Consider the following 20,553-nt stretch of genomic DNA (forward strand, 5'->3'; position numbering starts at 1 on the left):
CCTACTTTCTGGGAGCGGTTGCATTCCGCCCTGCCCGAACTAGGGTTAGGGGAACGCAAACCTGATACCATCCATGCCTGACGACTTAAACGAAGACCAAATGCAGCGCCTAGCCGAAGCGCTCGAACTCAACCGCAAGCTCGACGCCATCAAGATCTACCGCGAAGCCACCGGCCTTGGCCTGAAGGACGCCAAGGACGCCGTCGAGAAACTGCACGCCGACTTGCACCAAAAGTACCCGGACCGCTACCCGGAGCCTTCCAAGTCGGCCGGTTGCTCTGCCAGCGCCGCCCTCCTCGCTCTTGCGATGGGCGCGATCTACCTGATCGCCCAGCTTCCCGCCTAGCGCCGTCCCGGCTGGTAGCGCACCGCGAGCACGACTCCGGCCAAGAAACCGAACAGGTGCCCCTCCCAGGAGACGCGGGCATCCGTCGGCAGGATTCCCCAGATCATCCCGCCGAAAAGCAGCATCACGCCGGTCGAAATCACGATCGAGCTGATCCGTCCGTCGTAAATGCCACGCGTCATGATGTATCCAAAATATCCGAACACCAGCCCGCTGGCGCCGATATGGGATGCGTCCCGCGCCAGCAGCCACACGCCCAGCCCCGCGTACAGCGTTATCAGGAAGCTCAAGCCGAGAAACTGCCGGCTGGAGCTGCGCAGCGATATGATCGCCCCAAATACGATCAAGGTCACCGAGTTGTTCATCAGATGGGTACGGTCCGCATGGATGAAGGGCCAGGTCAGCACGCCGTACAGCTTCTCCCAATTGCGGGGCTGCACGCCGAAGCCGCTCAGGTCCATTCCCGCGACCAGGCCAACCAGGTAGACCGCCCAGATCGCCAGCACCAAGGCCAACAAGCCGCTAAGCTTGCCCCGTGCGATCAAGTCCCCTCCCAGTCTTTGAAATCTCGATACCGTTCATGAAAAAGGCGGACACTAGGCCTCCGCTTCCCTCCGTCAATCTTGCCCGAATAATTGTGAAAAACAGCGCATCGACGCTCGCCATCCCGCCCGATTCCGACCATCGAATTTGCAAAGTTCCCTCTGCAAGCTGACCCTTGCTCGCTAGTACGACACTTCCCACCTTCCGTTCCCATGCCTGAAAACGAAAAACCGCCGCTACCGAACGATCCCAAGCAAAGCGACCCTCCCACCCGTAGGGCCAAAGCCAAGATGCAGGAAGACGAGCAGTACGTGCCCGTCATCATCAAGCGGACCGACGAATCGCGCCGCCATCCGGACGATACCTTGGAGCAGACCATCGAGGAAGGTCTCGAACAACTCAATCGCCCCTCCCTTTCCCTCTTCATCTCAGCTATCGCCGCCGGCCTCATCCTCGGCTTCTCCGCCATGGCGGTCGGCGTCGTGCAAACCTACTTCGCCGGCGCGGAACCCAGCCTCCTAGAGCGCTTCGTCACCGCCCTCGTCTACCCTCTCGGCTTCGTGGTCTGCATCATGAGCGGATCGGAACTCTTCACCGAACACACCGCCACCGCCGTCTATCCCGTACTGGACCGACGCTCCACGCTTCGGCGCCTCTTCCGGCTCTGGTTCCTCGTGCTGAGCGGAAACTTGCTCGGCGCCTTCATCAGCGCCCTGCTCTTGCACAGCGCCGAGCCCGTTATCGGAGCCGCCGTCGGCTACGTGGAAGTCGGCCACCACCTCACCCACTTCGACAGTCTGCCCCTTTTCGTCAGCAGCGTGCTCGCCGGCTGGCTCATGGCCCAAGGCGCCTGGCTGGTCATGTCCACCCCAGCCAACCTCTCCCAGGTCGTCTGCATCTTCCTCGTCACCTTCCTCATCGGCCTCGGCGGCCTGCACCACGCCATCGCCGGCAGCGTGGAAATGTTCATCGCCCGGCTCACCAGCCCGGAGTTCTCCACCAGCTCCATCCTGCACTTCATATTCTTCGCCATCGCCGGCAATACCGTGGGCGGCACCGGCTTCGTCGCCTTGCTCAACTACGCCCACGTGCGCCGCACGCGGACCCTCGAAGACGAACAGGAGCAGTAAGCCGAGAAGCACGGAGAGAAGGCTCTGGCTAATCTCCGGAGCAACCGAGCCGTAGCGTCTTCGCGCTGCCTCAGCCTTGGCCCGTGGCCGCAACTGCGTCTCCCGCAGTTAGCAAATCGTCAATCGCCTCGGCTCTCGGGCCAGCTCTCCCCTAAATAGTCGCAAATCTTTCGCAGGTAGGGTTCCCATTGCGAACGAAGTTCCGCGTACTGTTTTTCGTCAAACGCGAGAACGCCTGGCGTTTCGATCGCGAACGTCGACCTCTCGCTTCCCGCTTGAAAGGTACTGGACGGATCCGAACCAGCTTGATCCGGTCGGAACCCCGCAATCATCGAGGCGAACTCTCGCACCGATTCCCTCAAGGTAATCCAGCAGGCGCGATCTTCGCTACACGGATCTTCCCTACGGGCAGATAAGCAGAGAGATACCGATTCGAGCGCCAGGTAGAAGCGTCTAGTCGTCGAATACTTTTCTTCCGTTCGATGAAAGTAGTGGATGATCGGATACTGGTGATGGGCAGTGTGCAGCTGGATCAGATCATCGTTAAGCTCCCTAAAAACCGCCGCGGCGTTCCCGGAAACGATAGCGCGAAACAAAGGGAAGGCTTCTCCTGTACCTCCGCTCAGCGAATGGAGCTTCAGGGATACCGACTCTTGGTGCCGAACAGCCTGATAAACCGACAGGACGTAGGATATGGAAAGCGTCAGCAGCGTGAATCCCAGCCATGATTGAGCAAGGGTCAGGACTCGCACGAAGTCGTTCGACGGGTAGATATCCCCCAGGCCTAAAGTCGTTAGGGAATAACCGCTGTAGTAGAACGCATGGCTGAAAGAATCGACAGCGTGGGAAGTAGACTGCAAGCCGGTCCCCAGCTGGGGCCAATACAACAGGGCAAAGCCCACCACCAGGAACGCCGACCAGGCCATGAGCAACAGCACCACCAGCAAGGAGCCACACAAGCTGGCAGCCCTATCCCGCGAGTTAACCGCCTTTCCGCCGGCCAACATAGATCTCCAAATCCAATCGCTCAGATTCGATTCGATAGGACCTCTTCCCATTCCATTGGCGAGTACCGTACGATACACGTCAAACAGAGCCATAGCGATCAAGCACAGTCCGATAAAGTAGCTAAGAGCGATCATACTTGGAGGTTCCTCACGATCAGGATTGTAAGCGTCGGCCGGGGCGACGCGACCCAGTCCGCGCCTCCACTAGCGAAGTCGAGACCGCCGCTCCAGGCATGGAGCGACCGAGCCTCCGGAGGCCAGGCTTCGATACTTTCGTTGAATGCAGCGGGCGTAGACATGCGATCCTCGCAGAACCTTCACCTGCCTCCTTTGTCTAGAAGGGAAGCGAAGGTTGCGGGCCGCTTTTCCTGCAGAAAACATTCCAAGCGCGACTCGAAGGGCGAAGAAGCGGGAGCCGACAGGAGCGAGTCTCCCGGCGCCTCGCCAAGGCTAGGACGCCTACTTGGCCTCTTCCGCGCAGTAGCCCCTGTCCGGTTTGATCGGGTGCTTGGTGAAAACTTCCAGGTTCGTATTGGACAGCCAGGACATCATCTCGTCGCGCTTGTCCTCCAGCTCGTAGTGGAAGGGACACGGGTCCCCGTTGCCGCACCAGCCAGGACCGAAGGGACACATCAAGGACTCCTCGACCTTCTCGAAAAGGCGCACGATCTCCAACAAGGTGATCTCGCTGGGAGGACGGGAGAGAAAGAAGCCTCCGCCCGGTCCGGGCGTACCGTTCACCAAGCCAGCGGTCGACATCTGCGACATCAGCTTGCCCACCAAAGGACGCGAGAGATTGCGAGCCGTCGCGATCGTTTGGGAGTTCGCCTTGAACCCCTCCTTTTCGTAGTTCGCCGCCAGATAGCTGAGGCTGGCGATCGCGTAATTGGCCATTTTTCCGTAACCGAACATAAGTGGATCTAATTTCCTAAAAATTGATTCTTAAGGCCATACCAATAAAGACTTTTATGTAACTTTATCCGCCATTCCGTCAATATTACGAAGCAATTTTCAGGAATTACTGATCCTCAGATACAAAAAGACCTGCAGGCGAAAGCTAAGGGCCCCACCTGCAGGTGCGATTGAACAACGCTTTTTACACCAAGAAACTGTCCCAGGAATTTGTCCTTTGAATCTCTGTCAGCTAAGGAAGCCCCCATTAAAAGGGCTTCCCTGCTTGTGCCTAATCCAACTTGGCTCGTATTGCCTGACAGAGATTCAAAGGCGAAAATCGCCTTCTAGTTCCACTCGCTCCCGCTAGAAATCCAGCCCGTTTTGGAGTAACTCTCTAATGTGCCTTTGCTCCGTTGAGCATGAGTTTTGTTGGGCTTGATCGTCTAGCGGAGCGCTTGAAACTGAAGACAAACCTAGGACCCAAATCCGAGTATGCAAGCTTATTTGATGATAAACTTGTATTTTATTGTCTTATTCTTGGTTCAAGCAATTTCCTCCCCTCGGAAGGCGGACACGACGCGAGGGCTTAGGCCTTGCCTTCCTGCTACTTAGACGCATTCCCGCCGAGCATTGCCCAGACGATCGCCAGGCTCGCGATGGAGCTGGCCGGCATCAGCACCGCTGCCGCGAGCGGCGTCACCCAGCCTGCCAGCGACAGCCCCACGGCAAACAGGTTGTAGGCCAAGGCGAAGCCGACCAGCCCCCGCACCGCCCGGCGACGCAGGCGCCCGACCTCCAGCAAGCTGCGGATGCCGCCGATGCCGTTCCCGAGGTAGTGAAAGTCCGCCTTCTCCGCTACGATTCCCTGCTCGTTGGCGGGAGCCCCCGCGCACAAGGCCTTCCGGAATGCCAAGGTATCGTTGGCCCCGTCCCCCACCATCAGGGTCGCCTCCGGTTCCCGCGCCGCGATCCAAGCCGCCTTCTCTTCCGGCAAAAGGTTTCCGTGCACGGAATCTGCCGCCAATCCCAATGCTTGCCCGATGCGCTGGGCCTTCTCGTCGCGGTCGCCGCTTAGGATCGCGATGTCGAACCCCTGATCCGCCAAGGCCCGAATTTCGCGGCTGGAATCCGGCAGCGGCAGGTCCTCGAAGCTCAAGTCCGCCAAAAGCCGCCCGTCCCGCGACAGAACCGTGCCCTTCCCAGCGACCCCCGCCCACTGCGGCTTGCCCAATCGCCAACGCGATGCCCCGCTCCTCAGCTCGAGGCCCAAGCCGACGAATTCCTCCGCTCGGGTCGCCCCCCAAGGAGAGTACTTCCCCTTCGCCATGAGGTACTCGCGGATCGTATTGGAAATCGGGTGACGCGTTTTCGAGCAAAGCGTACTGAGGGCAGCCAAGTCCTCGCTTACCAGGGCCTCGATGCGCTCCGGATTCACCAAAGCCAAGGACGAGCGGGTCAAGGTACCGGTCTTGTCGAAGACGATGCGACGCAGGCGAGACAGTCGATTCCACAAGGTATGCGTCGTCACGAAAACGCCCTGCTGCTTGAGCTTCGCCAAGGCAATCTCGTCCCCGAACGGCCAAGCGATCCCCAGAGCGCAAGGGCATGATACAACCAGTACAGAAATAAACACCTTCAAGCCCGCCGCCAAGCTGCCCAGCGCCCACCAAACGCCCCCTCCTAACACGGCGACCGCGAAGGCCACCAGCAGGTAGCGAAAGATCCACCGCTGCGCCACCAGGTCCCGCTCCAGCGAACGGGCCCCACGGGAGCTCAGCTTGAACAACAAGGACGCTTCCCATTCCTCCTGGGCCTCGAGACGCGTCGCAAACTGATTCTCCAGCTCCGCTCCGGAAGGGGCCTCCCCACCCTGCTCCACGATACGCGACTCCGACTCCCCGCTGATCCAATCCATCCCCAAGCTCGCCCGCTCGCCGAGCAATACCGACCGCACCGGAACCCGCTGCCCCGAAGGAAGCCAATACACCTCACCGCCCTTGATCTGGTCCGCCCGAGCTTTGATGCGACTCCCATTGCTGCTCTCGATCTCCACTTCCGGAGCGCTCAGCTGGATATCCGCCAGACGATTGCGATTCCGCTCAATCGCCATCACCTGCAGCCAACGGCCCACCAACATCAAGAAGACGAAAGTGGAAACGAAATCGAAATACACCAAATGCTGGTCCGCCTTCCACAAGCCGTACCAGCTAACCAAATACGCAAAGACAATTCCGATCGAGATCGGCAAATCCAAGTGGGCGATTCCCTGAGTCGCCGCCTTGGCCGCCTTTCCTATAAAGTAGCTTCCGCAAAAGAGCAGACTGAGACTGGCAAAAATCGCCGATAGCCAATTGAAGTGGCTCGCCACCAGAAAGTCGGCCTCCATCCCCAAGTATCCAGGAAGCGTATACAACATTCCATTGAGCGCGAACGCTCCGGCCAAGCCTAGCTTCCAAACGACCTTCTTCGACTCAGACTCCGCCGCCTCGCGTGCCGGACAAACGCGGTAGCCAAACTGCTTGATGCGAGAGACGAAGCCCAACAAATCAAAGCTACCGCTCTCCCACTCCAGATCGATCGTGCCATATTGAACGTTCACGCGACAGGAAACGCCGCCTTCCGCTTCGGAAAAGACGCGATCGATCAACCAAACGCAGCCCACGCACGAAATTCCCTCCAGAGCTAGGCTCAAGCTCGCTACCCCAGACTTCGCCTCCGCAACCTCCACCAGAGCCGTCAACCAAGGATAATCCTGGTTCTCGAAAACGCTCGACCCCACCGGCCGCGAGACTTCGCCACGCAGTTCGTAAAACCGCTCCAAGGACTCGTCATGGATAATTCGATACACGTACTCGCAGCCCGAACAGCAAAAGCGCTCCTCGGCTTGAACCGGACTGAAGCGGGTACCGCAGTGCTCGCAGGCATGGTCGCTCGAAACCTCCCCTCGCCTCCCTACCTTCCTCCCTACTTGCATATTCCCTCACCCGCGACGACTGCAGTCGCATCCGTGCCCATGAAAGCCCTAAAGCACAGCAAGCCCACCGCTACCAGAGCTACGACCCGACGCAGGTAGCCGAGCTTCCGCGCGTCCATGCGGAGCGAGAGCCATGCCCAGCCTGTCTGAGCAAGCAGCATCAAGGGCATTGTTCCGATCGCGAAACAGAGCATAACCAAAGCGCCTTGCCCTGCCGAACCACTCATCGTCGTTGCCCACAACATCAAGTACAAGGGCCCGCAGGGAATCAGGGGCGTGGCGATCCCCAGAGAAAATCCGCGGGCGTGCCCAGAAAGCCGATACGCCCTCTGCACGATGCCGCGACCGATACCCGACTTCGCCTGCCAACGAGTGACAATGCCATCCAAATTGCAGGCCAAGGCCACGAAGAAGGCCGCAAGGGCCCAAGGCGCGAAACGCGCTGGATTTTCCCCGACCCAAGAAACGACCCGACTGCCGAGCGCCCCGACCAAGGCGCCCAAGGAAGTGTAGGCAATCAAGCGTCCGAGGTGATACACGCCGTGGGATGGCAAAGCCGAGACTCCCTTCTTTTGCCCAATCAAGGCGCAACTCAAGGGACCGCACATTCCCACGCAATGCAGGCTCACCAAAGCTCCCGCTATAAAAGCGGCCGCCGGACTGAGCAGCGCGTAAAGGTTGCCGTCGTCGATCATTGGGACTGCTCCAGCGGGATCGGTTCCATCGCGTTCTCCGAAGCCACCTTAATCAGAAAATACCAAGCTACGATGACCACCACGAATGCGAGCGTCACCCAAACGCCGAGTGTGCGCCAACCTCCCCTTACCGATCTCTTTCCTTCTCCCGACATCCTATTTCAGCAGGTTTAAGCTCGGCCCGATGAATTCAAGCGGCCGCTCCATCAAACTCTCTCCTTCTTCGTCCAAAACGCGAACCGTCATCGAAAACGGCCCCTGGAAGCCGGACTTGTCCACCAGCACGACCACCGGCCGCACCAGGTCGCCATTTCCCGCAATCTCGAAGGACTGGTCCACGCCCCGCACCGTCACGTCCGATTGCTCCGATTCCAGCGCCAAACGGTAGGTCCCCGCTTCGTTTCGCGTATTGGTCACGCGTACCATAAACTGGTTGCGCACCACATCCTGGTCGACGAAGTAGGATGACCCGGGCGCTCTCCACGCCGTGATCGTAGCGTCCCCCAGTCCTTGCAGCGAAAACAGCAGCACCGCTGCTCCCACCATCAGCAAGACCGTATACAATACCATGCGCGGACGCACATATTGGGTCTTGCGCCCTTCCAGCCCCTCCATCGAATCGTAGCGAATCAGGCCGCGCGGACGCTTGAGCCGATCCATAACCGTATCGCACGCGTCGATACAAGCCGAGCAACCGATGCACTCCATCTGCAGACCTTGCCGAATATCGATGCCCGTCGGACAAACCTGCACGCAACGGTTGCAGTCGATGCAATCCCCCGCGCCTACCGTCTTGGCCTTGCCCCGCGGCTCCCCGCGCTTCTCGTCGTAGCCGATCACCATCGAATGCTCGTCGATCAAGGCGGACTGCAGGCGTCCATAGGGACAGATCACGATGCAAAGCTGCTCGCGAAACCAAGCGAAGTTGAAGTACAGCACCGCGGCATATGCAAAAACGAATACAAAGACCTTCCAGTTTTCGGCAGGCGCTTCCCGCATCATGCTCCATAACCCGGGAATCGATACGAAGTACGCCATGAACATGTGAGCCAAGGCCAAGGACAGGAAAGCGAAAACAGCGTGCTTGAGCCCTCTCTTCCAAATTCGCTCGAATCCCCAGCCCGCCGCATCCAGCCGGCGACGCTTCACCGCGTCGCCTTCGATCCAGCGCTCGACGCGACGGTAGACGTGCTCTAGAAAGACGGTCTGCGGACAGGCCCAGCCGCACCAAATGCGCCCCAGCAAGGCCGTTACGTAAAAGAGCCCGAAGCCCAAGCCCGAAATAAGGAAGAAGGCCAGCCAAAGGTCTTGGGACGCGAAGGTCATTCCCAGGAAATGGAACCGCATGGCGTCCGTATCCAAAAACAGGGCAGGATATCCGCCCACCTCGATCCAAGGAAGCACCGCGTAAAGGAGGATCAGCACATACGCCGTCAAGCGACGCCAGAACGTGAACCGCCCCTTCGCATCCGCGGGATGGATTATGTAGCGTGAACCGTCATCGTTGACCGCGGTGAGCTCATCGCGATTCGGAACGTGCTTTTGGGGGCTGCTTGATGTGCTCATTAGATGGCTGAATTCGAGAGGACGAGTGGCTTTCCGTCCTCTCCTTCCCTTTGATCTACTTGGCTTGCTTGCTCACGAGGAAGGCCACCACTTGGTTGACCTTCTCCTCGCCTAACACCGGCCCCCAAGGAGGCATGCCGGCCGTGGCCACCCCTTCGACGACGATCTTCTGGATATCGAGCGGCTGGCCGCCGTGCTTCCAATCGGCGTCGTTAAGCGGCAAGCCGATCCCGCCTTCGAGGTTCTGCCCATGGCAAGCCGAACAGTTTTGCGTATAGATCAGCTGACCGGCGGAAACGATGTCCGGATCCTTGGCCATTACGGCGAAGGTATCGTTGTCGATGACGCCCGCTTCGGCCTTGGCCTTGGCGACGACCTCGTCGATCTCGGCCAAAGCCGCCTCCAATTCCTGCTCCTGGTCGAGGCCCATGCTCGCCTTTTGGTAGTAGACCCAGTAGGCGATCGAAAAGGCAATGGTCGCGTAGAGGGTAAAAAGCCACCAGTTCGGCAAGCTCTTGTCGAACTCCTCGATTCCGTCGAAGGTATGCTCGCGGATTTTTTCTTCCTTCGGTGTCTGACTCATATTAAAAATCTCCTGTAGGTTATTTCTCGATACAGCTCTAGTCGTCGAGCGGCATGCGGCTGGCCTTGCTGCTTTCCGCCTTGCCCATCTTCAGCGCCTTCCAAAGGAAGATTCCAAAAGCGAGGAAGAAGAGGACGAAACCGATCTTCGGAAAAAGCGTTTGCCACTCAGTGTATTCAACTCGTTGAAACATGATGCCTTCTCCTTCCTACTTGTTGGCGACTTGCTCCTGCACGTCCATCGACTTGCCGAGCTGTTGCAGATAGGCGATCAAGGCTACGATCTGCGTATCCGCATCGACCTCCTTGCCGCGAAATTCGAGGTTTTCCTTGATCGCTTTGGCCTGGGCCTTGGCAGCCGCATCGATCTCGGCAGGCGACCAATCCGGGAACGGCACCCCGAGCATCTTCTGGGCGTTGATCTTGGCCGGAAGGGAACCGTAGTCGGTAAACTTTTCAGCGAGCCAAGGGTAGTTCGGCATGTTCGAACCGGGCGAGGTGCTGCGCGGATTGATCATGTGGTCGAAGTGCCAGTCGTCCTGGTACTTGCTGCCGAGTCGAGCGAGGTCCGGCCCCGTGCGCTTGGAGCCCCACTGGTAGGGATGGTCGTAGATCGACTCCCCGAGACGGCTGTAGTCGCCGTAGCGCTTCACCTCCGCCACGAAGGGACGGATCTGCTGCGAGTGGCAATTGTAGCAGCCCTCGCTGATATAGATATCGCGCCCGGCAAGCTCGAGCGGCGTGTACACCTTCTGCAGCCTGTCCTCCGCAACGCTGGCCTTGTCGATATTCACCAGCGGCACGATCTGCACCACGCCGCCAACCGCAGCGGACAGCAGGGCCAACACCGTGAACGGCATAGCGTTCTCCAGCAGCTTGTCATACCACTGGGCAAAGCTGTCGCCGCTGCGCGTGAAATGAACCACGCAACTCATGATCACGACAATGGTCGCGCCCATACCGAACAATTCCAGCAGTCCATCCGAAAAAAGCCAGACGCAGGAAAAGACGACCAGTCCCGCCGAGTAAAGGAAGGCAGGATGCATCACCGCTCCGATAAGCCCCAGCTTCTTCGCGTCGTCCTTCGCCGCGGAAACTTCGCACACGCCGTTAACCGCTTCGCCAGACTGCACTGTCTTCCAAATGTTGTAGGCCATCAGGATGAAGCCCACCAAGTAGATGCCGCCCCCCACCACGCGAGTCAGCATCAAGGGACGGATCGACTGCAGCGTTTCCAGGAAATTTGGATACGCGAGGATTCCCTTGGCATCCGCGTTGTTAAGCATGAGTCCCTGCGTGATGCCAGACACCCACATGGACGCCACGTAAAGCAAGATTCCCACGAGCCCGAGCCAGAAGTGCATGTTGGCCATAGGCACGGAGTAGAGCTTCGTCTTCCAAAGGCGAGGCGCCAGGAAGTAGAACATACCCGCCGCCATGAAGCCGTTCCAACCCAGCGTGCCCGCGTGGACGTGGCCAATGATCCAGTCCGTATAGTGAGCCAGAGCGTTGACGGAACGGATCGAAAGCAAGGGCCCCTCGAAAGTAGCCATGCCGTAGAAAGTCACCCCGGCAGCAAAGAACTTAAGCACCGGATCCGTGCGCAGCTTGTCCCAAGCCCCGCGCAGCGTGAGCAAACCGTTCAGCATCCCACCCCAAGACGGTGCCCAAAGCATCAAGCTGAAAATCATGCCGAGCTGCTGCAGCCAACCGGGCAACGCCGTGTAGAGCAAGTGGTGAGGCCCCGCCCAGATGTAAATGAACACCAGCGACCAAAAGTGGACCACCGAGAGGCGATAGGAATAGACCGGACGGTCCGCCGCCTTCGGCATGTAGTAGTACATGATCCCAAGGATCGGCGTGGTCAGAAAGAAGGCCACCGCGTTGTGCCCGTACCACCACTGCACCAGCGCGTCCTGAACGCCTCCAAAGATTGGATACGAATGCAAAAGTCCGGTCGGAATCGAAAGGTGGTTAACGATGTAGAGCATCGCCACCGTCATGATCGTGGCGATGTAGAACCAGATCGCCACGTAGAGCGAACGTTCGTTGCGCTTGGCAAGGGTCAGGAAGAAGTTGATCGCGAAGACGACCCAGATCAGGGCCACCGCGATGTTGATCGGCCAAATCAGCTCCGCGTACTCCTTGCCGCGGGTGAATCCCAGCGGCAGCGTAATCGCCGCCGAAAGGATAATGAGCTGCCACCCCCAAAAGTGAACCTTGGAGAGCAGGTCCGAGCCGAGACGGGCCTTCACCAGTCGCTGCGTCGAGTGGTAGATGCCGGCGAACATCATGTTGCCCACGAAGGCGAAGATGACCGCATTGGTGTGCAAGGGACGCAAACGCCCAAAGGTCAGCCACTCCGTATTGAAATTGAGGAAATGGAAGTTTAGCTGGGCGGCAACGACGAGGCCTACCAACATGCCCACGATGCCCCAAAAGATGGAAGCTATCATGAACAGGCGCACGGTCTGGTCGTCGTACTCGATTACTCGTTTCTGATCGGACATAAAGGTCAGTGGGTTAGGAGGAGGTGTTCGCTTATCGAAAAATTGAGGTCGGACCAAAACTAGCGACGATTCCGGTGGCTCACCGTGCGCTCCTCCGCCAAAGGCATCAGGCTGTCGCGCTCCGGACTGCTCCAGTTGGCCGAGCGACGCGTGAACGCGAAGAACGCCAGGGCGAGGCCGACAAGGATCAGACCGATGAAGACGGTGAGGAAGAGGACGTTCATTTCGCTGGCAGTAGCTTGGCTAATTCTATCGGTTAGTTATTTTACTATTAAATACCTTTATTTCTTTTATTGCTGGAAAAGTTCGCGGATCAAGCCTTAAGCGCGGATAATTGAAGATAAACAGGTCGTTAATTAACCCTTCTTATGGGCGGCATGCACCCAAGTGTTGGAAACGAACGGCGGCCGGCCGCTCTCCGCTGCCCTTCCAGCGGGCGTAAAAGCAGCGACCGCGGAGCAGAGCTTCCCTTCGGAGCGAGGGGGGGAAAGCGAGGCAGCGCGGCTCCCGCCTCAGCGATCCATCACGAGGGAGAGCAAATAGCCATTGTCTCCCATCTTCTGCAGCAGGCAATCTACGATGCCGCTGTCCTGGAAAAAGCAAAACACCATGCTCTCGTTGCGATAGCTCAAGGTGTTCATCGTTTCGCGAAGCCGTATGGCTCCCTGCAGGTAGTCCCAGTGGGACTGCGGAAAATAGTCGTCGACCCGCTTCGAGGCAGGGAAATGCATGTCGCAAAAATCGCGAGCCAGGCTGGAAGCGGACTCCAGTCGCCCTTCCCCATCTAGAAAGAACGACACCACCCCCATTCGGCCGCGGACCGACATGAGCTCCACCACCTTGTCCCGGACCGTATTGCAGAACACGGTCTTGGCGCACATCAGCAGCTCCGAAAACTGGCTGCGCGGCTGCCAGTCGCGATCCTCTTCCCCGCCGCCAATCGGGCGAAACAAGTGCACGTCGAGACTCACCCGCAGGCCTACCGTGAGCGAAAGCAGCACCTCGTTGGCCGCGATCTCCCGCACCTCGATCCGATCCAGGCAATCGATCGTCTCCGCCCCCACATAGTCCGGCCGCAGCTGGATGACCACGTCCTCCAAGTCGTAGGCCCGCATCAAGTAGGTCTTCAAGTCCCCCCAGTCGCTGAAGGTCGCGCACTCGTTGGGGCAAACGCTTTTCCCGCCCGCGCCGCTTCGCATCGAGCGCTTTTCGGTTGCGGCTCCCTGCAACGGGCCCGCCATTTTCGAGTATCGAGTCTGAAATTCCATATCAGGGTGCCCCGAAGGACGCTTGCCAGTCCCGAACAACCGCAAGGAATTTCCGCAGCCCTCGGGAACTTGGACGTAAAAGTTGGATCCCCTATCATTCGGCGATTCCCGTAGTCGTGTCGAGAACCTTCTCTCTATTTACCTAGGTAAGTTTATTAATAGGTATCGAGAAGTGCATGAACCAAACTGCGAAACGACTACTTGACCGCCTTTACGAAGCGAGGGCGACCGCTCCAGTCCTCCACCCCCTCCGCGCTGGCATAGCCCTGCGTCTTGCAGAGCTCCAGCAGCGGCTCGCGGTGCAGGATCCCCGTTTCCAGCCAAAGGACTCCGCCCGGCTTCAGACGGGAATAGCTGCCGCTCACGATCTGCTCCAAGTCGCTCAAACCTTCCTTTTCGGCAAACAAGGCCGAACGGGGCTCGAAATCCTTCACCTCCGGCTCAGCCGTCTCCATCTCCTCGTCCGTCAGGTATGGCGGATTGGATACGATCAAGTCGAATTCCCCTTCCGGATCGAAATCGGTAAACCAATCGGAAAGCACGAAGGACACCCGGTTCTGCAAGCCACAGCCCAGGGCATTTTCCTGGGCGAGCTCCAAGGCGTCGCGGCTCGCGTCCACCGCAAACACCTCCGCTCGCGGCAAAGCGAACGCCAGGGCGAGCGCGATCGCGCCGCTGCCCGTACCCAAATCCACGATACGGTACTCCCCGTCGTTTTCGCCCAAGCTCCCCAGCGAGAGCTCCACCAGCTGCTCCGTCTCCGGACGCGGGATCAAGGCTCGCTGGTCCACCTTCAGCTCCAGCTCGTGAAAAGGGGTCGTACCTAGAATATATTGCAACGGCTCTCGCTTCGCCCGCCGCGCCACCTTGGAACGCATGTCGGCCAGCTCCGCTTCCTTGAGCGGACGGTCGAACTGCATGTACAGCTTCATGCGATCCATGCCCAGCGAGGAGGCGATCAGCCACTCCGCGTTGAGCCGGGCGCTCTCCACCCCCTTGCCTTCGAGGAAGGCAGAGCTACGCTGGATCACGTCCAGCACTGTCAACATTTCAGGCATCTTGGTCGGGAGGCTAGCGTATCCAGATCACTTGGACCTGGTCGAACTCATCAAAGCGTCGATCTTCAGGCGCATGTCCTCCGCCTCCAGCGTTTCGAGGATCTCGTCCATCTCGCCTTCCATAACTGCCGGCAAGCTATGCAAGGTGAGGCCGATACGGTGGTCGGTCAGGCGGCTCTGGGGAAAATTGTAGGTACGGATACGCTCGCTGCGGTCTCCGGTGCCGACCTGCTTCTTGCGGTTCTCCGCGTACTTGGCCCGCTCCTCCTCCTGCTTCACTTGCAAGATGCGCGAGTAGAGAACCTTCATGGCCTTGGCCCGGTTCTTGATCTGGGAACGCTCGTCCGCGCAATAAACCGTGATCCCGGTCGGCTTGTGCACGATGTTGATCGCCGAGTCGGTCGTATTGACGTGCTGGCCGCCGGCGCCGCTGGCGCGGGTCGCCGTGATCTCCAGGTCCTGCGGATTGATCTCCACGTCGACCTCCTCCGCTTCGGGCAAAACCGCAACCGTCACCGTCGAGGTGTGGATACGTCCCTGCGACTCGGTTTCCGGTACCCGCTGCACGCGGTGCACGCCGCTCTCGAGCTTCAGCTTCTTGTAAACCTCTTCCCCGCTGATGGAGAAAATCACTTCCTTGTAGCCGTCGATGCCGCTCTCGCTGGCGCTCATCTGCTCCACGCGCCAGCCCTTGCGTTCCGCCAGCCGCGAATACATGCGGTACAGGTCCGCCGCGAAGAGCGACGCTTCGTCGCCGCCTGCTCCAGCCCGGATTTCCACGATCGTATTGCGGGAGTCGGTTTCGTCCGGCGGGATCATGGCAGCGAGGATCTTCTCCTCCAGCTTCTCGATCTTCTCCTCCAGCTCCGGAATTTCCATTTCCGCCAGCTCCTTCAGCTCCGCGTCCGCCGCAGCGTCGTCCATCATCTCCTTGTTGTCGGCGAGATCCGTCTTCGCCTTCTCCAAAGCCGCATAGTCCTCGATCAACTGACGCAACTTCATGTGTTCGCGGGAAAGCGCAGCGGAACGTCGAGCGTCGCTGTAGAAGTCAGGCGCGTTCATCAAGCCGTCGATCTCTTCGACGCGCGCTTTAAAAGGGGAAATATCTGGAAGCTTGATAGCCATAGGAAGTGAGCAAGGCGCCTCGCGGCAGCCCAATTGTTGAAAAGGACGCAAATCCGTTACCGAAAGCGAGCCACATGGCAAGCGCAGCATTTGCAGATTGCGTCTGCATCCATCAAATTCACCATTCGCGATTCACCCTTCACTCTTTCTCCACGTGTCCCACTCCTACTCTACTCAGAACAAAATCGCCATCGTCTGGGATTTCGACAAGACCCTTATCCCCGGCTACATGCAGCAGCCGATCTTCGAAAAGTTCGAGATCGACGAAGCCCTCTTCTGGACCGAGGTCAACACCATGGCCGAGCGCTACAAGCAGCGCGGCTACACCGTCTCCGGCGAAAGCGTCTACCTCAACCACATCCTCACCTACGCCCGAGCCGGCAAGATGCCCGGCCTCAACAACAAGATGCTCCGCCAGCTGGGCAAGGAAATCGAATTCTACGAAGGCCTGCCCCAATTCTTCGAAGAGCTCCGCGCCCTCACCCGCTCCCGCCCCGAGTACCTTCGCCACGACATCCAGCTCGAGCACTACATCGTCACCACCGGCCTCGCCGAGATGGTGCGCGGCTCCGCCATCGCCCCCTACGTCGACGGCATCTGGGGCAGCGAATTCATCGAAAACCCGCTCCAGCCCGGCTACCTCGACCAGGACGACCTCGAAATCGAAACCGAGGACATCGTCAGCCAAATCGGCACCATGATCGACAACACCACCAAGACTCGGGCTCTCTTCGAGATCAACAAAGGCGCCAACAAGAACGACACCATCGACGTCAACGCCAAGATGGCCGCCGAAGACCGCCGCATCCCCTTCCAAAACATGATCTACATCGCAGACGGCCCCAGCGACGTGCCCAGCTTCTCCGTCGTGCGCAAGTTCGGCGGCAAAGCCTACGCCGTCTACAAGCCCGGCAACGACGCCGAGTTCGAGCAAAACGACCTCCTCCTGCAAACCGACCGCATCCACGCCTACGGCCCCGCCCGCTACTCCTCCGAATCCAACACCTCCATGTGGCTGCGCATGCACGTGCACAAGATTTGTCAACGCATCGTCACCGACCGCGAAGCCTACCTCACCCAACGCGTCGCCAAGCCCCCCCGCCACCTCAAGGACGAGCAAGCCCCGCCCCCCGAAGACCAGCTCGAGCAAGACACCCTCGACCTCGAATAAAACCCGTAGGGCGCGGACTACACGCCAATCCCGCGCCGCCCGATCCAAGAAACCTGCGCTTAAAAACTCTCCCGCCCCTCAAAAAATCCCGAAACTGAAACTTGATTTTAAAACGCCTGTTTCATACAGGAGTTCCCCGCTAAAAAGCTCCCCGCACACCACGAGGAGCTTTTGCGTATCCCTCTCCCTGAAACCCAGAACCCGGAACCGAGCGAAGCCACGCCAAAGCAGCTCCGCCACGGCCCAACACCCATTACCTGGAACCCAATTATGGTAAAAGTAGATCGACTCGTAAAAGACTACGGTACGCTGCGCGCTGTCGACGGCGTCTCATTCACCATCAACAAAGGTGACATCCTCGGCTTTCTCGGTCCCAACGGCGCCGGCAAGTCCACCACCATGAAGATGATCACCGGCTTCCTCACGCCCACCTCCGGCACCGCCACCGTCGACGGCTTCGACGTCGCCAAGGACCCCATCGAGGTCAAGAAGCGCATCGGCTACCTGCCCGAGTCCAGCGCCGCGTATCCAGAAATGACCGTCGTGGAATTCCTCACCTACGTCGCCGAAGCCCGCGGCATCACCGACATGGACCAGCTCCAATCCCGCCTCGCCGACGTCATCGTCAAGTGCCACCTCGACTCCGTCAAGTACCGCGCCATCGAAAACCTCTCCAAAGGCTACCGCCAGCGCGTCGGCGTCGCCCAGGCCATCATCCACGACCCGCAAGTCCTCATCCTCGACGAGCCCACCGATGGACTCGACCCCAACCAAAAGCACGAAGTGAGAAAGCTGATACAAGCCATGTCCGCCGACAAGGCCATCGTGCTCTCCACCCACATCCTCGAAGAAGTGGAAGCCATCTGCAACCGCGTCATCATCATCGACCAAGGCAAGGTCCTCGTCGACGAGACCCCCGCAGAATTCAAGGCCCGCAAACCGGGCGCCACCATCGACGAAGTCTTCCGCGAACTCACCAACAAGACCGTGCTCGCCTAGACTCAACTAGGGAGCCTGCGGCTCACGCGACAAGCCACCCGAGCCCTACGCCTCCCATTCACCCTTCACTTTTCAGCATTCACTCTTTCAACCCATGCCTATCTTCAAAAAAGAATTCCTCGGCTACTTCCGCTCCCCCGTCGGCTACGTTATCCTCGCCGTCTTCCACATCATGGTCATCGGCCTGGCCCTCTACTCCGGCTACTACAGCCGCAACGAAGCCAGCCTCAACAGCCTCTTCCGCCCTCTACCCTGGATCCTCATCGTCTTCATCCCCGCGGTCGGCATGCGTCTCTGGGCCGAAGAAAAGCGCTCCGGTTCCATCGAGCTGCTCTTCACCTTGCCCATCTCGCCCCGCTCCGCGGTAGTCGCCAAGTTCCTCGCAGCCCTCGCCTTCATCGGCATCGGCCTCTGCCTTACCTTCTCCCTCGCCCTCACTACCGGATACCTCGGCGATCCCGATTGGGGCGTCATCTTTTCTGGATACATCGGAGCCATCCTCACCGCCTCCGCCTTCCTCTCCATCACCGCAGTCTGCTCGGCCCTCACCAAGAACCAAGTCATCGCTTTCGTCATCAGCGTCATGATTTGCCTCTTCGCCACCCTCATGGGCTCCGACTGGCTCGCCCAATTCCTCGGCAGCTCCGTGCCCACCGCCCTGCTCGACTTCCTCCGGCTCATGAGCTTCGAGCAACACTTCTCCACCATGTCCAAAGGCCTCATAGACATCAGCGCCCTCTCCTTCTACCTCGTGCTGACCCTCGCCTGCCTCGGCATCAACATGATCGTCATAGAACGCTAAGCGCAACCGATCCCCGGAACCCAGTACCCAACACCTGGAACCCATTCAAAAATGACACTCTCCAAGAAAATCACCGCAGCCGTCCTCATCGTCCTCAACTTCTTGCTGCTCCACTACGTCGTATCCTCCCTGCCGATACGCTTCGACTTCACCGAAGAGGGCATCTACACCCTTTCCGACAGCACTAAGAACATGCTGGAAAAGCTGGAGGAACCGGTATCCATCGACTTCTACTCCTCCAAGTCCATCGCCGACCTCCCCGCCTGGTTCAAGAACTTCTCCGACCGCGTCGAGCAAATGCTCGAGCAATACGAGAAAGCCTCCGGCGGGCTCATCAAGCTCAAGGTCATCGACCCCAAGCCCGACTCCCCCGAAGAAGAGCGCGCCATCGCAGCGGGACTCAACGGCACCGAGATCCCCAACGGCGACCGCGTCTTCCTCGGCATGGCCGTCGCCCAAGGCGAAACCGAAACCATCCAGCCCTTCTTCAACTGGAACCGCGAAACCTTCCTCGAGTACGACATCTCCAAGACCATCTACGAGACCCAGCTCATCACCAAGCCGCGCCTCGGCCTCATCACTTCCCTGCCGCTCAAGGCTCCCCCCGCCATGCCCATGCCGGGCCAGCAGCCGCAAACCGACCAAATCATCCTCACCCAACTCGAAACCCAATTCGAAATCGTCGAAATCGACGCCAGCGAGTCTGAACTTCCGACCGACCTCGACCTCCTCGCCCTCATCCATCCCAAGAACCTAGGCGAAGATCTACAGTATTCGATCGACCAATACGCCCTCTCCGGCAAGCCCATCTTCCTCGCACTCGACCCCTCCTCCGTCACCGAGCGCGAACAAGGTCGCCAGCAAATGATGATGGGCCAAATGAGCCAGCCAACCCCCAGCGACCTGCCCGAATTGCTCGCCGCCTGGGGCATCGAGTACGACCCCAGCCAAGTCCTCACCGACCAGAGCAACTCACTCTCCCAAGGCCGCTACACCCAGCCGGCTTGGCTCATCTTCCGCAACGAATTCGTCAACCGCGACCTGCTTCCCTCCTCCGAACTGGAAGGCGTACTCCTGCTCGAAGCCGGCCAACTCAAGCGGTCCGCCGACGCCACCACCTCCTGGGAGCCCATCCTCACCACCTCCAGCGACGCCGGCCAAGTGCAGAGCATGATGCTCCAGTTCTCCGACCCCAGCCAGATCGGACGCCAAGCCGAGCCGCTCAGCGAGCCCGCTACCGTAGCCGGCCTGCTCACCGGAGAAGCCAAAACCGCCTTCCCCGACCGCGAAGGCGAAAACCACAAGGCCACCGGCGACATTACTGTATTCATTATCTCTGACAGCGACTTCCTGCTCGACCAGTTCTCCGTCCAGCGAGTCAACTTCCTCGGCATGCAGCAGGTCCAAAAGATCAACGACAACCAAGACCTCGCCAACAACTTCATCGAGTACCTCGGAGGCAGCCGCGACCTCATCGGCATCCGCGGCAAAGCCGGAGCCACCCGCCCCTTCGACGTCGTGCAACGCATGGAAGCCGAGGCCCAAAAGCTCTACCAGGCCAAGCTGGAAGCCGTCGAAGCCGAGCTGCAAGAGACCAACCAAAAGCTCAGCCAAATCCTCAGCGAGCAAGCCGGCTCCGGCATCATCTACGCCACCCCCGAAATGGAAGAGCTCATTGCCGAGAACCAGAAGAAGCAAGCCGAGCTCAAGTCGCAGATCCGCGAAATCCGCAGCGGCCTCCGCCAAGGCATCGACACCCTCGGCAATACCATCGGAGCCATCAACCTTCTCTGGGCGCCCATCGGCCTCCTCGCCTTCGCCCTCACCTTCAACCGCATGCGCAAAAGCAACTAGGACCAACCAAGATCAAAGCAGCGGGAGCC

19 protein-coding genes are annotated in these 20,553 nt (G+C 59.2%); 6 read left to right on the forward strand and 13 right to left on the reverse strand.

Going from position 1 to position 20,553, the window contains the following annotated elements; genetic code table 11:
- The first annotated feature begins 73 nt into the window (after positions 1 to 73).
- Entirely contained in the window at positions 74 to 346 is a 273-nt protein-coding gene (locus tag QEH57_RS04375; protein WP_309005458.1) for a ribosomal protein L7/L12, read from the forward strand.
- On the opposite strand, the gene QEH57_RS04380 is transcribed toward QEH57_RS04375, so the two are convergent.
- The gene (locus QEH57_RS04380) at positions 343 to 891 is read right to left on the reverse strand and encodes a rhomboid family intramembrane serine protease (RefSeq protein ID WP_309005459.1); all 549 of its coding nucleotides are present in this window, start codon (positions 889 to 891) and stop codon (positions 343 to 345) included. The genes QEH57_RS04375 and QEH57_RS04380 overlap by 4 nt on opposite strands.
- A gap of 210 nt (positions 892 to 1,101) precedes the next feature.
- Here QEH57_RS04380 and QEH57_RS04385 point away from each other — a divergent pair, with 210 nt between their 5' ends.
- Positions 1,102 to 2,019 carry a formate/nitrite transporter family protein gene (locus QEH57_RS04385; protein WP_309005460.1) on the forward strand — a complete coding sequence of 306 codons (918 nt, stop codon included), beginning with the start codon at positions 1,102 to 1,104 and terminating at the stop codon, positions 2,017 to 2,019.
- Positions 2,020 to 2,138: 119 nt separating this feature from the next.
- Here the strand turns inward: QEH57_RS04385 and QEH57_RS04390 are convergent, their stop codons facing one another.
- The 12 genes from QEH57_RS04390 to prfA form a co-directional block, all read right to left on the reverse strand.
- Entirely contained in the window at positions 2,139 to 3,161 is a 1,023-nt protein-coding gene (locus tag QEH57_RS04390; RefSeq protein ID WP_309005461.1) for a potassium channel family protein, read from the reverse strand.
- A gap of 324 nt (positions 3,162 to 3,485) precedes the next feature.
- A complete protein-coding gene (locus tag QEH57_RS04395; protein WP_309005462.1) occupies positions 3,486 to 3,920 on the reverse strand; it encodes an Rrf2 family transcriptional regulator in 435 nt (144 codons plus the stop codon).
- A gap of 604 nt (positions 3,921 to 4,524) precedes the next feature.
- On the reverse strand, positions 4,525 to 6,894 hold the full coding sequence (locus QEH57_RS04400; protein ID WP_309005464.1) for a heavy metal translocating P-type ATPase metal-binding domain-containing protein: 2,370 nt from the start codon (positions 6,892 to 6,894) through the stop codon (positions 4,525 to 4,527).
- Positions 6,885 to 7,589: a sulfite exporter TauE/SafE family protein gene (locus QEH57_RS04405; RefSeq protein WP_309005465.1), complete on the reverse strand. Its 705-nt coding sequence runs from the start codon at positions 7,587 to 7,589 to the stop codon at positions 6,885 to 6,887. The genes QEH57_RS04400 and QEH57_RS04405 overlap by 10 nt, the downstream gene beginning before the upstream one ends.
- A 156-nt stretch (positions 7,590 to 7,745) precedes the next feature.
- Positions 7,746 to 9,155 carry a cytochrome c oxidase accessory protein CcoG gene (ccoG, locus tag QEH57_RS04410; protein ID WP_309005466.1) on the reverse strand — a complete coding sequence of 470 codons (1,410 nt, stop codon included), beginning with the start codon at positions 9,153 to 9,155 and terminating at the stop codon, positions 7,746 to 7,748.
- Between the two features lie 55 nt (positions 9,156 to 9,210).
- Positions 9,211 to 9,738 carry a cbb3-type cytochrome c oxidase N-terminal domain-containing protein gene (locus QEH57_RS04415; RefSeq protein ID WP_309005467.1) on the reverse strand — a complete coding sequence of 176 codons (528 nt, stop codon included), beginning with the start codon at positions 9,736 to 9,738 and terminating at the stop codon, positions 9,211 to 9,213.
- Positions 9,739 to 9,775: 37 nt separating this feature from the next.
- Positions 9,776 to 9,931: a hypothetical protein gene (locus QEH57_RS04420; protein WP_309005468.1), complete on the reverse strand. Its 156-nt coding sequence runs from the start codon at positions 9,929 to 9,931 to the stop codon at positions 9,776 to 9,778.
- Positions 9,932 to 9,946: 15 nt separating this feature from the next.
- Positions 9,947 to 12,247 (reverse strand): cytochrome-c oxidase, cbb3-type subunit I, encoded by a 2,301-nt coding sequence (gene ccoN, locus QEH57_RS04425; RefSeq protein ID WP_309005469.1) that lies wholly within the window; start codon positions 12,245 to 12,247, stop codon positions 9,947 to 9,949.
- A gap of 59 nt (positions 12,248 to 12,306) precedes the next feature.
- A complete protein-coding gene (locus tag QEH57_RS04430; RefSeq protein WP_309005470.1) occupies positions 12,307 to 12,471 on the reverse strand; it encodes a hypothetical protein in 165 nt (54 codons plus the stop codon).
- Positions 12,472 to 12,759: 288 nt separating this feature from the next.
- A complete protein-coding gene (locus QEH57_RS04435; protein WP_309005471.1) occupies positions 12,760 to 13,488 on the reverse strand; it encodes a hypothetical protein in 729 nt (242 codons plus the stop codon).
- 224 nt (positions 13,489 to 13,712) lie between these two features.
- Positions 13,713 to 14,573, reverse strand: coding sequence for a peptide chain release factor N(5)-glutamine methyltransferase (gene prmC / locus QEH57_RS04440; RefSeq protein WP_309005472.1), 861 nt, complete (start codon positions 14,571 to 14,573; stop codon positions 13,713 to 13,715).
- Between the two features lie 27 nt (positions 14,574 to 14,600).
- Positions 14,601 to 15,698, reverse strand: coding sequence for a peptide chain release factor 1 (gene prfA / locus QEH57_RS04445; protein WP_309005473.1), 1,098 nt, complete (start codon positions 15,696 to 15,698; stop codon positions 14,601 to 14,603).
- Positions 15,699 to 15,852: 154 nt separating this feature from the next.
- Between prfA and QEH57_RS04450 the strand changes: the two genes are divergently transcribed.
- From QEH57_RS04450 to QEH57_RS04465, 4 genes are all read left to right on the forward strand, one after another.
- Entirely contained in the window at positions 15,853 to 16,869 is a 1,017-nt protein-coding gene (locus QEH57_RS04450) for an HAD family hydrolase (protein WP_309005474.1), read from the forward strand.
- A 270-nt stretch (positions 16,870 to 17,139) separates the two neighbouring features.
- On the forward strand, positions 17,140 to 17,868 hold the full coding sequence (locus QEH57_RS04455) for an ATP-binding cassette domain-containing protein (RefSeq protein WP_309005475.1): 729 nt from the start codon (positions 17,140 to 17,142) through the stop codon (positions 17,866 to 17,868).
- A gap of 94 nt (positions 17,869 to 17,962) precedes the next feature.
- On the forward strand, positions 17,963 to 18,670 hold the full coding sequence (locus QEH57_RS04460; RefSeq protein ID WP_309005476.1) for an ABC transporter permease subunit: 708 nt from the start codon (positions 17,963 to 17,965) through the stop codon (positions 18,668 to 18,670).
- 51 nt (positions 18,671 to 18,721) lie between these two features.
- The gene (locus QEH57_RS04465; protein ID WP_309005477.1) at positions 18,722 to 20,524 is read left to right on the forward strand and encodes a GldG family protein; all 1,803 of its coding nucleotides are present in this window, start codon (positions 18,722 to 18,724) and stop codon (positions 20,522 to 20,524) included.
- Positions 20,525 to 20,553 lie beyond the last annotated feature (29 nt).

Origin of the sequence: Pelagicoccus sp. SDUM812005, from assembly GCF_031127875.1 — a bacterium.
GTDB lineage: Bacteria > Verrucomicrobiota > Verrucomicrobiia > Opitutales > Opitutaceae > Pelagicoccus.

Excerpts from the sequence above, each read along its gene's own strand:
- QEH57_RS04375 (WP_309005458.1), top strand. The coding sequence starts at position 74 with ATGCCTGACGACTTAAACGAAGACCAAATGCAGCGCCTAGCCGAAGCG.
- QEH57_RS04385 (WP_309005460.1), top strand. The coding sequence starts at position 1,102 with ATGCCTGAAAACGAAAAACCGCCGCTACCGAACGATCCCAAGCAAAGC.
- QEH57_RS04390 (WP_309005461.1), bottom strand. The coding sequence starts at position 3,161 with ATGATCGCTCTTAGCTACTTTATCGGACTGTGCTTGATCGCTATGGCT.
- QEH57_RS04395 (WP_309005462.1), bottom strand. The coding sequence starts at position 3,920 with ATGGCCAATTACGCGATCGCCAGCCTCAGCTATCTGGCGGCGAACTAC.
- QEH57_RS04400 (WP_309005464.1), bottom strand. The coding sequence starts at position 6,894 with ATGCAAGTAGGGAGGAAGGTAGGGAGGCGAGGGGAGGTTTCGAGCGAC.
- QEH57_RS04405 (WP_309005465.1), bottom strand. The coding sequence starts at position 7,589 with ATGATCGACGACGGCAACCTTTACGCGCTGCTCAGTCCGGCGGCCGCT.
- ccoG (WP_309005466.1), bottom strand. The coding sequence starts at position 9,155 with ATGAGCACATCAAGCAGCCCCCAAAAGCACGTTCCGAATCGCGATGAG.
- QEH57_RS04415 (WP_309005467.1), bottom strand. The coding sequence starts at position 9,738 with ATGAGTCAGACACCGAAGGAAGAAAAAATCCGCGAGCATACCTTCGAC.
- QEH57_RS04420 (WP_309005468.1), bottom strand. The coding sequence starts at position 9,931 with ATGTTTCAACGAGTTGAATACACTGAGTGGCAAACGCTTTTTCCGAAG.
- ccoN (WP_309005469.1), bottom strand. The coding sequence starts at position 12,247 with ATGTCCGATCAGAAACGAGTAATCGAGTACGACGACCAGACCGTGCGC.
- QEH57_RS04430 (WP_309005470.1), bottom strand. The coding sequence starts at position 12,471 with ATGAACGTCCTCTTCCTCACCGTCTTCATCGGTCTGATCCTTGTCGGC.
- QEH57_RS04435 (WP_309005471.1), bottom strand. The coding sequence starts at position 13,488 with ATGGCGGGCCCGTTGCAGGGAGCCGCAACCGAAAAGCGCTCGATGCGA.
- prmC (WP_309005472.1), bottom strand. The coding sequence starts at position 14,573 with ATGCCTGAAATGTTGACAGTGCTGGACGTGATCCAGCGTAGCTCTGCC.
- prfA (WP_309005473.1), bottom strand. The coding sequence starts at position 15,698 with ATGGCTATCAAGCTTCCAGATATTTCCCCTTTTAAAGCGCGCGTCGAA.
- QEH57_RS04455 (WP_309005475.1), top strand. The coding sequence starts at position 17,140 with ATGGTAAAAGTAGATCGACTCGTAAAAGACTACGGTACGCTGCGCGCT.
- QEH57_RS04460 (WP_309005476.1), top strand. The coding sequence starts at position 17,963 with ATGCCTATCTTCAAAAAAGAATTCCTCGGCTACTTCCGCTCCCCCGTC.
- QEH57_RS04465 (WP_309005477.1), top strand. The coding sequence starts at position 18,722 with ATGACACTCTCCAAGAAAATCACCGCAGCCGTCCTCATCGTCCTCAAC.